Source organism: Pseudomonas sp. 2848 (assembly GCF_003253945.1).
Lineage (GTDB): Bacteria > Pseudomonadota > Gammaproteobacteria > Pseudomonadales > Pseudomonadaceae > Aquipseudomonas.
This window is the reverse complement of sequence record NZ_QKZD01000005.1, coordinates 344313-357919: the sequence shown is the minus strand read 5'-3', so window position 1 is coordinate 357919 and position 13607 is coordinate 344313. Positions and strand designations below refer to the sequence as shown.

The window sequence follows — 13607 nt, the reverse complement described above, 5'->3', positions numbered from 1 at the left end:
TGCGTTGCACGGCCGGGCGCCGTTCGACCTGCCGGTACCAGCGCGTCAGGTGGCGTGGGCACTGAAATCAAAGCCCACCAGGGCTGCGATATGCAGCCAGGCGAAGGTGGCCCTGGACCGGCCCTGGCCGTCGCGTTTCGCCTATTCCGTGGTCGCCCGCAGGGAGAAGCTCGAACGACCGCCGGTGCGGGCGTTCATCGACTGGCTGGGCAGCTTGTTGGTGGCTAGAGGGTAGGGGGGCAGTATTTTTCCGGGTCGCGACTTTCACGATGTTTCCCCGCCGCTACTCCACTGCCTCCGCCAGCCCCTGGTCCTCACCCAGGAAACCACCGCTCTGATGCCGCCACAGCCGTGCATAGGTGCCGTTCCTGTCGAGCAGTTCGGCATGGCTGCCTTGTTCGATGATGCTTCCTTCGTCCATGACGATGAGCCGGTCCATGGCGGCGATCGTGGACAAACGGTGGGCGATGGCGATGACGGTCTTGCCCTGCATCATGTCGTCGAGGCTCTCCTGGATCGCGACTTCAACCTCCGAGTCCAGGGCGCTGGTGGCTTCGTCGAGCAACAGGATCGGCGCGTTCTTGAGCATCACCCGGGCAATGGCAATGCGCTGGCGCTGGCCGCCGGACAGCTTGATGCCACGCTCGCCCACCAGGGTGTCGTAGCCGCTGTGACCTTGCCGATCGCTCAGCTGGCTGATGAAACCATCGGCCTGGGCGTTGGCCGCGGCGCTGCGGATCTGCGCCTCGGTCGCTTCGGGGCGGCCATAGGCGATGTTGTCGCGGATGGAGCGGTGCAGCAATGACGTGTCCTGGGTGACCATGCCGATGGCGCTGCGCAGGCTGTCCTGGGTGACCTGGGCGATGTTCTGCCCATCGATGCGGATCTCGCCGTCGTTGACGTCGTAGAAGCGCAGCAGCAGGTTGATCAGCGTGGACTTGCCGGCGCCGGAGCGGCCCACCAGGCCGACTTTTTCGCCGGGGCGAATGTGCAGGCTCAGGTCATCGAGCACCTGGCGTTCGCCGTTGTAGTTGAAGCTCACCTTGTCGAAGGTCACCGCGCCACCGCGGGTCACCAGCGTGCCGGCGTCGGGCGCATCCTGCACCTTGGGGCCGCGGGTCAGGGTGGCCATGCCGTCCTGCACGGTGCCGATGTTTTCGAACAGGGAGGTCATCTGCCACATGATCCAGTGCGACATGCCGTTGATCCGCAGGGCCATGGCCGTGACCGCCGCCACGGCGCCCGCGCCAACCTGGCCCTGGTGCCAGAGCCACAGGGCATAGCCGCCGGCCCCCAGGATCAAGCCGACCACCAGCGCCTGGTTGACGATCTCGAACTGGCTGACCAGGCGCATCTGGCGAAAGCCGGTGAGCTTGAAGTCCTCCATCGCCGCCCGCGCAAAGTGTGCTTCGCGTTTGGAATGGGAGAACAGTTTCACCGTGGTGATGTTGGTGTAGGCATCGGAGATGCGCCCGGTCATCGACGACCGCGCATGAGCCTGCTCCTGGCCGACCTTGCCCAGGCGCGGCACGAAGTACAGCATCGCCAGCCCGAACAGGGCGCCCCAGGCCAGGAACGGCAGCATAAGTTGCAGGGCGAAACCGCCGGCCAGGGCGATGATGGCGATGAAGTACACGCCGATGCCGGGCAGGACCTCGATCAGGGTGAACAACACCTCGCGCACGGCCAGCGCGGTCTGCATCACCTTGGTGGTGACCCGGCCGGAAAACTCGTCGGAGAAGAACGACAGGCTCTGGCGCAGCATCAGCCGATGGAAATCCCAGCGCAGGCGCAGCGGCAGGTTGATCGCCAGCACCTGGTGCTGCATCAGGGTGCGCAGGGTCACCAGCACGATACTGGTCAGCAGGACGATACCGATGCTCCAGAGCACGCGGCTTTCCTGTTCGCTCGTGCCACCCGCCTGCCAGGCGGGAAGCAGGTCGACCACCTGGCCAAGGAAGGAAAACAGCCAGGCTTCATAGATCGACACGCCGGCACTGAACAGCGCGAGGGCCAGGAGGTACCCGCGCGCGCCCCGCGTGCAGGCCCACAAAAAGCGCAGCAGGCCTAGCGGTGGCGGTGGTATTTCATCAGGCGGGAAGGGGTCGAGCCATCGTTCAAAAACACGCAGCATGCTGGTCTCCGGAAGGGCGCGGCGTTGATCGGCAACGCCGTAGCGATCGTGCAACCATACCGCACATCGAGGTGTTCGCCTTGCCGCTCGTGTCCTCCTGAGGCCAACTGCTGCCCAGTGTCATCTACCGCGATCGGTCAGCAAGGCTGCGCCGCCATCCGATTGGAGACGTTGCGCCCGAGCACCAGTACCGCGACAAAACCGCAGCCCACCAGGGCCGTGGCCAGGCTCAACAGCACCGCGGTACCGAGCTGATCGACAATGCGCCCGCCGAAGAACGAGCCCAAGGCAATGATCACCTGGAACATGGCGACGAACAGCGGCATGCCGCGTTCGACATCCTTGGGTGCCACCACGAACATCCAGATACTGGCGCAGGCCGGGAAGGCACCAAAGGCGAAGCCCCACAGCGCGATCAGCATCGCGGCGCCGGTCATGCCGGTGGCGAAGTAGGGGAACAGGGCGGTGCTGATGCCGATCATCAGGGCGACCAGCAACAGGGTGTGGCGCACGCTGCGGTTGGCGGCGAAACCGGCGAAGATGTTGCCGATCACCCCGGCCACGCCGTACAGCAACAGCAGCGAACCGATGGTCGGCCCATCGAAGCCGGCGCTTTGCTTGAAGAACGGTGCGACATAGGTATAGGCGGCAAAATGCGCCAGGCCGATCAGCAATACCGCGATCAACCCGACCCGTGCCTGCGGATTGACGAACAGCGCCGGCAGGTCGCTGATGCGAATGGCTTTGTCGGGGGTGAGCCGCGGCAGCAGGAAGACCTGCGCCAGCAGTACTGGCACGCCAACCAGCGCGGTAGCCAGGAAGGTCATGCGCCAGCCCATCAGGCCGCTCAGCCAGGTGCCGACCGGCACGCCCAGCACGGTGGCCAGGGTCACGCCGACCATGATGATCGAGGTGGCCTGGGCCACGCCCACGCCCTTGGGGGCCAGGCGGCCACTGAGGGCAATGGCGGTGGCCCAGAAACCGCCGATGCTGATGCCCAGCAGCACGCGGCCGAACAGCAGCAGGCTGAAGTCGCTGGCGTAGGCCACGACGGCGTTGGCGAGGATCATGATCAGCGTCAGGCCGATCAGCAGGTAGCGACGGTCCAGGGCGCCGATGCCCACCGACAGCAAGGGCGCGGCGAGGGCGGCCATGATGCCGGGCAGGGTGACCATCAGGCCGGCCTGGCCGGCGCTGATGCCCAGGTCGCTGGCGACATCGTTGAGTACGCCCACCGGGAGAAACTCACTGGTGACCAGGGCGAAGGCGCCCACGGCGACCGAGAGAATCGCCAGCCACTGTTGGCTGACGCTTTGTTGACTGTGTTCGGGACGGCCGTGAGACGGCGGAGTGACACTGGGCATGGTGTTGGATTCCATGGGGGGATGCCGCCTGGGGCGGACCGGGGAGCGGAAAAAATGGTTGGCGATTATAAGAGACAGTTTTGCCGAGCCGACAGGCGGGGCGCTCGATAGTAAACATCAGCCTGATCGATGGTTGTACCGCGAATACGACCACCCCTGGCACGCCTGAACGCCCGTAGACGCTTGCAAAATACATATGGGTATCCGTATATTTGGATTTCCATATGTATTGGTGCAGCCATGATAACCCCGCCCGATGTGTTCAAGAGCCTGTCTGACGAAACCCGTGCTCGCGCCAGCCTGCTGATTGCCAGTCTCGGTGAGCTATGTGTCTGTGAGCTGATGTGCGCGCTGAACGACAGCCAGCCGAAGATCAGTCGTCACCTGGCGCAGCTGCGCAGCAGTGGCCTGCTGCTGGACCGCCGCCAAGGGCAATGGGTGTACTACCGCCTCAACCCGGACCTGCCCGCCTGGGTACACGAGATCTTGCAGGCGACACTGCAGGCCAACAGGCAATGGTTGGCAGAAAACACCCTGCGTCTGCAGAACATGGACGGTCGCCCCGTTCGTGACGCTGCCTGCTGCTGATCATCACTGTACGAGGTCATCATGCTGGTAGCGATTGCAGTCTTCGTTTTCACCCTCATCCTGGTCATCTGGCAGCCGAAGGGGCTTGGCGTTGGCTGGAGCGCAGCGCTCGGTGCCCTCATCGCCCTGGCGGCAGGCACCGTTTCGCTGCACGACATCCCGACTGTGTGGGCCATCGTCTGGAACGCCACCGTCACCTTCATCGCCGTCATCATCATCAGCCTGCTGCTGGATGAGGCCGGTTTCTTCGAGTGGGCCGCGCTGCACGTGGCGCGCTGGGCAAACGGCAGCGGCTATCGCCTGTTCGCCTTTTGTGTGCTGCTCGGCGCCTCTATGTCGGCGCTGTTCGCCAACGATGGTGCGGCGCTGATCCTCACACCTATCGTGATGTCGATGCTGCTCGCGCTACGTTTCTCGCCCGCCGCGACACTGGCCTTCGTCATGGCGGCCGGTTTCATCGCCGACACGGCGAGCCTGCCGTTGGTGGTCTCCAACCTGGTGAACATCGTCTCGGCCGACTACTTCAAGCTGGGCTTCAGCGAATACGCTTCGGTGATGGTGCCAGTGAATCTCGCCAGTGTGTCGGCAACCCTGCTGGTGCTGTTCCTGTTCTTCCGCCGTGATATCCCGAGACAGTACGCGCTCGCGGCCCTGAAGATGCCAAACGAGGCAATTCATGACCGCGCAACCTTCAAGGTTGGTGGCTGGGTGCTGCTGGTGTTGCTGATCGGCCTGTTCGCTCTGGAGCCACTGGGTATCCCGATCAGTGCGGTAGCTGCAACTTGTGCCGCGATCCTGTTTACCGTCGCCGCCCGTGGCCACCGCATCTCGACCCGGCGTGTGCTGCGCGAAGCACCCTGGCAGGTGGTGATCTTTTCTCTCGGTATGTACCTGGTGGTATACGGTCTGAAGAACGCCGGCCTCACCGACATGCTCACCCACCTGCTCGACCGCCTTGCGCAGCAAGGGCTGTGGAGTGCCGCCATCGGCACCGGGCTGATCGCTGCATTGCTGTCCTCGATCATGAACAACATGCCCAGCGTGCTGATCGGCGCTTTGTCGATCCAGGCCAGCGAGGCGCAAGGACTGGTACGCGAGGCGATGATCTACGCCAACGTCATCGGCTGCGACCTCGGCCCGAAAATCACCCCCATCGGCAGCCTCGCCACGCTGCTCTGGCTCCACGTGCTGGAGCGCAAAGGCATGCGCATCACCTGGGGTTACTACTTCAAAGTCGGCATCCTGCTGACGCTGCCAGTTCTACTGATCACCCTTTCGGCTCTGGCATTGCGCCTCAGCCTCTGAAACCCGCCACGAAGCGCAGGAGCCCTCATGCGAGTCCTATTCATGTGCACGGCCAATAGCTGCCGCAGCATCCTTTCCGAGGCCATGTTCAATCACCTGGCCCCTCACGGATTTGAAGCCGTCAGTTCCGGCAGTTACCCGAAAGGCCAAGTGTTGCCTCGCAGCCTGACCACCTTGCAGCATGCCGGCATCTCGATCGAGGGTCTGAGCAGCAAGGGCAATGACGCGTTCGAGCGTTGCCCTCCTGACATCGTCATCACCGTTTGCGACAACGCTGCCGGCGAAGCCTGCCCCGTGTATTTCGGCCCTGCGCTGAAGACGCACTGGGGGCTGGAGGATCCGTCCGCTGTCGTGGCTGACGAAGCGTCGGTCGACGCTGCATTCCGCGCAACGCTGGCCCGGATCCAGTCTCGCTGCCAGGCCTTCTTTGCGCTGCCATTCGAACATCTCGATCGTGAGCAGCTCAAAAATGAGCTGGATCGCATCGCTACGCTTTGAGCAGGAGGAAACATGTCCGAGCAACTGCCTAATCTCGATCTCTCGCTGTTCGATCTGCCGCCAGCGGCAACCCGCTCCAGCGAGCACAAACCGCGCATCCTGTTGCTGTATGGATCGACCCGCGAACGTTCCTTCAGTCGCCTGCTGGTGGAGGAAGCTGCACGCCTGCTGGAGCACTTCGGTGCCGAGACCAAGGTCTTCAATCCGTCGGGCTTGCCGCTACCTGACGATGTACCTGTTGAGCACCCCAAGGTGCAGGAGCTGCGTGATCTGGTGCAGTGGTCGGAAGGTCAGGTCTGGTGTTCGCCAGAGCGCCACGGTGCAATGTCAGCGGTGTTCAAGGCGCAGATCGACTGGATTCCTCTGGCACTGGGTGCGGTTCGCCCCACTCAAGGCAAGACCCTGGCGGTCATGCAGGTGTGTGGCGGCTCGCAGTCATTCAACGTGGTCAACCAGTTGCGCGTGCTTGGCCGCTGGATGCGCATGTTCACCATTCCCAACCAGTCTTCGCTGCCCAAAGCCTACCTTGAGTTTGATGACGCCGGGCGGATGAAACCCTCGCCGTACTACGATCGTGTGGTGGACGTCATGGAGGAGCTGGTGAAGTTCACCGTTCTGTTGCGCGACCGCCAGGCGTTCTTGGTGGATCGCTATTCGGAACGTAAGGAAAACGCCGAGCAACTCGCTGCCCGTGTGAACCAGCGCTCGATCTGAGACGGATGCCGCTTCAGTCGTCTCCACGTCCCACCGCTGGTCGCAAATAGCGAACGGCTGATGATGCTCATCACTCTCCTGTTCTGAGCACCGCAGCAACGGATCCAGGCCCTCGAAGCTTAGTGTCCTAGCCCGTCGCTCGCTGTCCCGCCCGTCTCTCTTACGAGCCTTGCTGATGCAGGAGAGATACCGTGCGGTTAAAAAATGTCTGATCACGCCGGGCATCTCCGCCGGCGTCACCCGAGCAGCCTTGAACCAAGCGTCGAGATGCTCACTGCCTATGGCCTCTGGCCAGGAGCGCACTATGAACTTCGAAGAACGCGACAAGTACGGTATGTACAAGGGACGGACCGATTTCACTGTCGAGGGAGACCGCGGACCGGGGCCGCGGCTGATGGGGGCGGAAACGCTCATCGGCAACGACGTGTATAACACGCAAGACGAAGACTTGGGTGACATCAAGGAAATCATGTTGGACACCGCCAGCGGCAAGGTTGCGTACGCTGTACTGTCGTTCGGCGGTTTCCTTGGGATGGGTGAAAAGCTGTTCGCCGTGCCGTGGGGGGCTTTACGCCTGGATACGGTGAACAAGCGCTTCGTCCTTGATGCCGACAAGGACCGCCTGAAGAACGCCCCAGGCTTCGATAAGGACAACTGGCCAAACATGAGTGACCCGACTTGGGGCAGAGGTATCCACGACTACTACGGCACCACGTGGGAAAACGATCCCCGGCTGTGACGTGCCAACCTGCTTGGCCGGGCTCCCGGCCAAGCCTATCCTGATCAACAGGACCGTGACAGGCGGCTTTGGGTCGATGGACGTGCTCTTCGCAGCGAGAGCCACCCGCCCTCGCAGCACGGTCTCCAGGCAGGCTGTGCAGTCACTCTGCGGTGCTTTCGTATCGCACCCATCCTGCAACCTCTGAGCCCCCGACTACACGGTCTTTAGGATGAGTCCGACCTTCACAGACAGGCACCTCTGGGAAGTCAAATGGGCTCATGCCCTCAATGCAGGCCACATTAACTCCGTACTGATCAGGCGCAGAACGGCGCTGGTGGAAGGTGTAGATGCCACACTTCGAGCAGAAGTAGTGCTTTGCTTCGCGTGTGTTGAACTGATAAAGAGTCAGCGCCTCTTCCCCTTGGGTAACAGTGATGTCGCCAAGGTTAGCTGATACCGCCACGGCACCACGCATACGGCAGAGAGAGCAGTTGCACCTGCGCGCTGTACGCGTGCCGTCGGTCAAGCGCAATGAGAATTGCACCGTCCCACAATGGCAGGCTGCTTGGTAGACAGCGCGGTTATCGTTTGTTTCATTGAGCATGGCATTCCTCTACTTGAGTCTGGGAACGGATGGCCGGCCCAACAGGTTGGGGCGAGTATTTTGAGTCGTAAGTGGTCACTCGCAGATGGTAGCGATCGCCCCACGGCCGTCGTTCGCAAAAGCCTTGCCCACTCTGGCCGCGGATCAATGGCGAGTACAGTCATTGCCGCCCGGTCAGGCTACTCCCTTGGCCTGCTGCTCCAGATGCACCTGCAGTGCCGGATCGAGTTGCAGTGCGCCGGCCAGCTCATCCAGGTAGGCCCGCTCAGCTGCCTGCTGGTCATCCACCAGCATCACGCTGGCCAGGTACATTTCTGCGGCCATGGCCGGGTCCCGCACGGACTGCGCCACTTCTGCAGCATCGAGTGGCTTGCCGACTTCTTCATCCAGCCATTGCTGCAGTTGCGGGTCGCTGGTCTGGCGTTTGATTTCGGCGTAGATCAACTGTTCTTCCTGCTGGTCGATGCGCCCGTCGGCCTTGGCCGCCGCAATCAGTGCGCGCAGGATCGCATGGCTGTGATCCTCGGCCTCGGCGCCGGACAGTTGATCCACCGTGCGGACCGCCTGCTGCGGGGCTGTCGCCTGGCTGCGCTGCCAGCTCTGATAGGCCTTGAATGCCATCATCCCCAGTGACGCCAGAGCCGCGTAATTGACGCCGCCCGCGGAACGCCCCTGGGTAGAGCCGCCAGTGTTGCTGCCACCGCCGCCCAGCAGTCCGCCCAGCAAACCACCAAGGCCGCCACCGCCAGCCGTCGTACCGCCGCCGCCAAGCAGGCTGCCGAGCAAGCCACCCAAGCCACCCAGGCTGTCTTGCGATGAGCTGCCGCCGCTCCCTTTTCGCATCTGCGAAGCTTGTCCGGCCCGAAGCAGCTGTTCGAGTAGATCACTGGTATTCATGGCACCGCCCTCGTCGGTCGTGGTCGCCCAGACAAGCAACGATAGCCCCCTGAAGGCGATCCGCCATGACCGCCTGACCAAAGGGGCGTTCGGCTCAATGCGTTGTCGTTGCTTGGATCAAGGGAGGGCAATAGCGCATGCGCAAGAGTGGTGGCAAAAGGCCGTATTCCTGCTCGCCTGATCCCTTACCGCGCTATATCATTGCGTCCCCGCAGCTGAGGTGCTTGCTCGCTGATTGCAGCTGCCGATGGATCGAGACCCGCCCCAAGGATTTTTCATGCCTGGATTGCTCCGTGCGTTCGCACGTCTGTTACCGCTTGCCCTACTTACCGGCTGCGCCGCCAAATCTCCCGCCCTGGTCAGCGAGGCCCTGCAACCGGCCGCTGGTGGTCCAGTAACGTACCTGGTAGGCAGCATCGGCCCCCTTGGCCGTGATAGTGCCTACACCAACCAGCGTATCCTCCTGCGCAAACGTGGCGCGCAGGACGGCGCGGCGGCATGGTGGGGTTTCGCCGAGGTGGCCCACACCCCGAAGGACATCGAAGAGGTGCGCGGCCCCGACAAGCAGGCGTTGCCCGGCGAGGCCAGCGTGTTCGTCATGCCCCTCAAGCCCGGTGACTACGAGTTCTATGACTTCCAGTTCTTCTGGAACGGCTACAACGGTGGCTACAGCTCCATCCGGGCACGGGAACAGTTCCTCGTGCCCATGCACCTGGAAGCCGGCAAGGCGTACTACATCGGCGAATTCCGTTCGCGTTGCCTCGGGCCTTCCGCCTGCCTGTTCTTCCATGGCGACCAGCAGCCGCGCGATGAAGTGATCGCCCGGCGCTACACCCCCGCATTGCCGCCCCTGCAAGCCCTGAACTTGAACATGGCGCCAGCATTCCCCTTCGTCATGCCACTGCCCCAAGCCGCCCAGCCGGCGAAGTGACCCGTACCCAGGAAAACCCGCAATGAAAAAGACTCTGTTCCTCAGCGCCAGCCTGCTGCTGGCCGGCTGCGCAGGTACCCAGACCTTGCCCGATCCGCGCATCGAGGCAGGCCAGGATTACCTGCCGCCGATCGCGGTAATGGTCGATTCGCTTGAACACGGCACCGAGCTGCGCAATTACCTGCGCGAGAGCGGCGTGTTCAGCAAGGTCGAGAACGGTGCCGCTGGCGAAGGGCAGACCCAGGTGATGGTCAAGCTGGATGCCCAGCGCAAGGTCGCGCCTGCGCCGTTGCTGTTCCTCAGTGCCGCCACTCTGTTCCTCTTGCCCTTGCAGAGTGACCTGGACACCAAGGCCGACTTCACCGTGATGCGTGATGGCAAGGTGCTGAAGCGCTATCACTATGAGAACTACATGGCCAAGTACGCCTGGCTGCTCGACCTCGGTATTCCTGAGCGCGAGGAAAACATCCGTCGGGTCGCCCGTGCTTTCGCCCGTGACATGCAGGCCGCCAACCAGGCCAGCAAGCCGCTGGAGGCGCAGCGATGAACAACCTGGTCAAGGCGGCGCTGATGGCGGCCGGGCTGGCATTGCTCGGTGGCTGTAACCCGTCGATGAAGCCGCTGGGCTATCACGCGCAAAAGCCCTATGTGCCGATGAGCCTGTTGGTGATGCCGGATGGATACACCCGCTTGGACGTCCAGAAGCGCGACGAGCTGACCAAGGCGGTCAGGTCGTCGGGCGCGTTCTCTTTCGTCGACCACGGACTGCCGCGCAAGGGTTACGCCCTGGTCATCAGCCAACCGCCAGGGGAAGGGGCTGGTTTTCTGGTCGCGCTCAACGCCCTGACGCTGCTGACGTTCCCGATGCCCTACAGCTACGTGCACAACCTCACCGGCAAGGTCTACAAGGATGGCGAGCTGCTGCGCAGCTTCAGCTACAAGCGCGAGGGCATGAGTGTGGGCGCCTGGTATGTGCCGCCACCGATCACCGAGAACCAGCGGCAGATGCTGACTGAACTGATGCGCGACCTGGAGGCCAGTGGGCTGATTCCCCATGTTGACGATGCGGGGCAGGTTGGGTTGGTTGATCAACGGTAAGTCGTGGGCAGGCCAATGAATTCTCCGTCGCGCAGCAAGGGCGCTTGAACATGGCCAGAAGCGCAAGACTTCAAAAGAAATTGCACAAGCGCCATCTGATCGAGGTCGCCGAAGGGGTGGTGTTGAATGACAAGCTCGTCGAAATGCTATGGGCACTCGATCATGGCGAGATATTCGAGTTGAACTCGGGTTCGTTTAACGCTGGCGCCATCCTCCGATACCGCTTGAACTATGTGATAACGAGAGGGCCGGTTGCCGGGCACTGGTTATACAGAGCGTTCGACCCTGGGGAGTTGGCCTTGTTCTTCACGGCGAAAGACGTCGAAGGTTTGGGGCATGGTTGGACCTTGTTCGAGGATGAGTGATCCAGAACGGGCGTCGTTCTGAATGTGACTTGCCACCGCCCAAGTGTTCGAACTGCGCGTCAGCGACTGTGGGGCGATCGCTGGCGGCAATGGGGCGTTACGCCAGCATCCCCAGCCACATCGTCCCAAGAATGATGAGCTGCGCCGGCACCAGGTACCGCGCAAAATCGTAGCCACCATTGCTGAACGCCAAAACACATTTGGTCAGCGTGTTCCCCGTCAAAGCCATCATGCCCGGTACCACCAGCTCGGTCATTTGCAGCCGACCTGCAACCACCAGCGAGGCTGCTGACGCCGTTGCCGCGTGGGCATCGCCCAGGCCGCTGACGAACGCTGCGATGCTGGCACCGTTGTGTCCCAGGTGTTCGAGCAGAAACGCCGAGAGCAAAGCGATACCGGTCAGGGCGAGCGTGATGATGAGGGCTGTCCACAGGTTGAAGGCGCCAGTGCCTGGATTCACCGCCGAGCAGCTTGAGTCGGCGCGCCAGGGCGCGAGCAGTAGCACGCCATAGAGCGCGGTAACCAGCGCGCCGAGGCCGACCGCTGGCAGGAAAGGGCCGAGCAGGTGACGGTCGATGAAGATCAGCACCAGGGCGAACTGGGTGATGGTGGCCAGGTTCGACAACACCGCCGCCGCCGCGAAGGGGCGCACCGCTGCGCTTTGTCGTCGGGCTTCATGGGCCAGCAGGGCAATGGTCGCCGAGCCGGAGGCAAAACCTGAAGCGATGGCACTCAAGGGCAGGCCATAGCGCGGGCCCAAGAGGCGTATGGCGATATGGCCCAACGCTGCCACCGTCATCAGCAAGACGACCAAGGTACAGATGGTGCGTGGGTTGAGCACGTTGTAGGGGCCCAGAAAGCGATCCGGTGTAAGTGGCAATACCACCAGGGCTACCGTCAGCAATGTCAGCCCATCACGCAGCTCCTGTTCGCTCAGTCGCTGCAGCACGAAATGATGCAGCTCATGGCGCAGGGCCAGCAATACGGTCGTGACCACACCAGCTGCAGCGCCGAGCTCAGGCTCGGCAACGCTCAGCGCGCCCAGGACAAGCACCAGCAAGAGGGCTATCTGCCCTGTCACATCCGGCATTCTCCTGGGCGAGTGGCGGTATTGCAGGCAGAGCAGCAGTACCAGGCCCAGGCTCGTTGTGCCGACCAGCACCGGTCCTGCCAGCAGCATGCTGACATAGCCAAGCAGGGCAGTGATGGCGAAGGTCCTCAGCCCCGCTGCGGCAGGTTCCTCGTCGCGACGTTTCTTGCGTTCGCGCTCAAGGCCTACCAGCATGCCGATCCCCAGCGCCACGGCGCCGTGGCCAACATTCAGCATGTCGAGCATGGCGCTTTCAGGCTTTGCTTGCGTTCACTGTCAGGGCCGCCTTGCTCGAGCGCCATCAACGCTGGCATGTCAAGTATTTCCACCAGCCTGCCGCATAGGCTGACGATGCCTTGCGCACGCAAGCGGGCGACCGAACGGCATACGGTCTCCAGGCGCAGGCCCAGGTAAGATGCCATGTCCTCTCGTGACATGCGTAACATGAAACCATGGGCGGAGTAGCCACGGTTGACGAAGCGCCTGGACAGCCCGATCAGAAAACTGGCCAGGCGCTGCTCGGCGGTGAGGTTGCACAGCATCAGCACGCGCCCGTGCTCACGCACGATCTCCCGGCTCATCAAGCGGTTCAGGCTTTGCTGCAATACCGGAAAGTCGCGTGCCAGCGCTTGCAGGCGACGATACGGCACTGGGCAGACTTCGCTGTCTTCCAGGGCAATCGCGTCGCAGACATGGTGGTCGGTGGCGATGGCGTCCAGGCCAAGCACATCACCCGTCATCCAGAAGTTGATCACTACACCCTGGCCTTCGACGCTGTTCAGGCTGGTCTTGAAACTGCCGCAGCGCACGGCATAGAGCGTGGTCAAGGGGTCATTGGCATTGAACAGCGCCGCCCCTTTGCGGATACGCATGCGTGGCCCGATCAGCGCGCCCAGGCAGCCGGTGTCATGCAAGGGCAGACCGGTGGGCAGGCACAAGCCGCTGACCCTACAGTCGCGGCACAATGTCGCCAGTGGTTCCAGGTGAACCGCAGGTGAAGGAGGCTGCTCGAACAGTGTGACTTTCAGTTGGCCAGACATGTTCAGGCCTCCTTCGCACATCGCCGGCCAGCCCGGACTGTCACGCCTGGGCGGAGCGACGAATCCGCGAGCATGTCCAGCGAATGCGGGGCGTTGAGGCGGGCGTTGAGCCGCTCGACAAACTGTTCGGCTTCAGCGGCGGTGCTGAAACCTACCCGCCAGTCGTCCATGCGGACCCAACAGCGGTTCCGTTCGGTGTTGTGCTCGATGTAGATGTTCATGGGTGCCTCCGGAGCATGCATGGGCAGGAAAACTGCG

At 62.6% G+C, this 13607-nt stretch carries 16 protein-coding genes; 9 read left to right on the top strand and 7 right to left on the bottom strand.

The genetic code is table 11. The features are described from left to right. Window positions 1-283: 283 nt before the first annotated feature. Together DFS21_RS12810 and DFS21_RS12805 are read right to left on the bottom strand one after the other, a co-directional pair. The gene (locus tag DFS21_RS12810) at window positions 284-2134 is read right to left on the bottom strand and encodes an ABC transporter ATP-binding protein (RefSeq protein ID WP_111532443.1); all 1851 of its coding nucleotides are present in this window, start codon (window positions 2132-2134) and stop codon (window positions 284-286) included. 137 nt (window positions 2135-2271) lie between these two features. Beyond that, complete coding sequence (locus tag DFS21_RS12805; RefSeq protein ID WP_102684034.1) at window positions 2272-3498, bottom strand: MFS transporter; 1227 nt, start codon at window positions 3496-3498, stop codon at window positions 2272-2274. A 240-nt stretch (window positions 3499-3738) separates the two neighbouring features. Here DFS21_RS12805 and DFS21_RS12800 point away from each other — a divergent pair, with 240 nt between their 5' ends. From DFS21_RS12800 to DFS21_RS12780, 5 genes are all read left to right on the top strand, one after another. Then, window positions 3739-4086, top strand: coding sequence for a metalloregulator ArsR/SmtB family transcription factor (locus tag DFS21_RS12800; protein ID WP_102684010.1), 348 nt, complete (start codon window positions 3739-3741; stop codon window positions 4084-4086). A 21-nt stretch (window positions 4087-4107) separates the two neighbouring features. Further along, on the top strand, window positions 4108-5391 hold the full coding sequence (locus DFS21_RS12795; protein WP_110699602.1) for an arsenic transporter: 1284 nt from the start codon (window positions 4108-4110) through the stop codon (window positions 5389-5391). A 27-nt stretch (window positions 5392-5418) separates the two neighbouring features. Continuing rightward, window positions 5419-5889, top strand: a complete 471-nt coding sequence (locus tag DFS21_RS12790) for an arsenate reductase ArsC (RefSeq protein ID WP_110699600.1) — start codon at window positions 5419-5421, stop codon at window positions 5887-5889. A gap of 12 nt (window positions 5890-5901) precedes the next feature. Then, window positions 5902-6603: an arsenical resistance protein ArsH gene (gene arsH, locus DFS21_RS12785; RefSeq protein WP_110699598.1), complete on the top strand. Its 702-nt coding sequence runs from the start codon at window positions 5902-5904 to the stop codon at window positions 6601-6603. 304 nt (window positions 6604-6907) lie between these two features. Beyond that, entirely contained in the window at window positions 6908-7342 is a 435-nt protein-coding gene (locus DFS21_RS12780) for a PRC-barrel domain-containing protein (protein ID WP_110699596.1), read from the top strand. A 142-nt stretch (window positions 7343-7484) separates the two neighbouring features. Here DFS21_RS12780 and DFS21_RS12775 read toward each other — a convergent pair whose 3' ends face one another. Beyond that, window positions 7485-7928 (bottom strand): GFA family protein, encoded by a 444-nt coding sequence (locus DFS21_RS12775; protein ID WP_110699594.1) that lies wholly within the window; start codon window positions 7926-7928, stop codon window positions 7485-7487. Window positions 7929-8102: 174 nt separating this feature from the next. Continuing rightward, entirely contained in the window at window positions 8103-8825 is a 723-nt protein-coding gene (locus DFS21_RS12770) for a tellurite resistance TerB family protein (protein WP_111532442.1), read from the bottom strand. A gap of 277 nt (window positions 8826-9102) precedes the next feature. Here DFS21_RS12770 and DFS21_RS12765 point away from each other — a divergent pair, with 277 nt between their 5' ends. The 4 genes from DFS21_RS12765 to DFS21_RS12750 are packed head-to-tail and all read left to right on the top strand — an operon-like array spanning window position 9103 to window position 11219. After that, window positions 9103-9756 (top strand): hypothetical protein, encoded by a 654-nt coding sequence (locus DFS21_RS12765; RefSeq protein WP_110699590.1) that lies wholly within the window; start codon window positions 9103-9105, stop codon window positions 9754-9756. Between the two features lie 22 nt (window positions 9757-9778). Next, complete coding sequence (locus DFS21_RS12760) at window positions 9779-10303, top strand: hypothetical protein (RefSeq protein ID WP_110699588.1); 525 nt, start codon at window positions 9779-9781, stop codon at window positions 10301-10303. Then, complete coding sequence (locus DFS21_RS12755; protein ID WP_111532441.1) at window positions 10300-10854, top strand: hypothetical protein; 555 nt, start codon at window positions 10300-10302, stop codon at window positions 10852-10854. Before DFS21_RS12760 ends, DFS21_RS12755 begins: the two co-directional genes overlap by 4 nt. A 50-nt stretch (window positions 10855-10904) precedes the next feature. Then, window positions 10905-11219, top strand: coding sequence for a hypothetical protein (locus DFS21_RS12750; RefSeq protein ID WP_111532440.1), 315 nt, complete (start codon window positions 10905-10907; stop codon window positions 11217-11219). 97 nt (window positions 11220-11316) lie between these two features. On the opposite strand, the gene DFS21_RS12745 is transcribed toward DFS21_RS12750, so the two are convergent. From DFS21_RS12745 to DFS21_RS12735, 3 genes are read right to left on the bottom strand one after another with little or no spacing between them, the layout of a single operon-like run. Beyond that, a complete protein-coding gene (locus DFS21_RS12745; RefSeq protein ID WP_111532439.1) occupies window positions 11317-12555 on the bottom strand; it encodes an MgtC/SapB family protein in 1239 nt (412 codons plus the stop codon). Next, a complete protein-coding gene (locus DFS21_RS12740) occupies window positions 12540-13349 on the bottom strand; it encodes a helix-turn-helix domain-containing protein (protein WP_111532438.1) in 810 nt (269 codons plus the stop codon). The genes DFS21_RS12745 and DFS21_RS12740 overlap by 16 nt, the downstream gene beginning before the upstream one ends. A gap of 2 nt (window positions 13350-13351) precedes the next feature. Continuing rightward, window positions 13352-13570: a hypothetical protein gene (locus DFS21_RS12735; RefSeq protein ID WP_111532437.1), complete on the bottom strand. Its 219-nt coding sequence runs from the start codon at window positions 13568-13570 to the stop codon at window positions 13352-13354. Window positions 13571-13607: the final 37 nt, after the last annotated feature.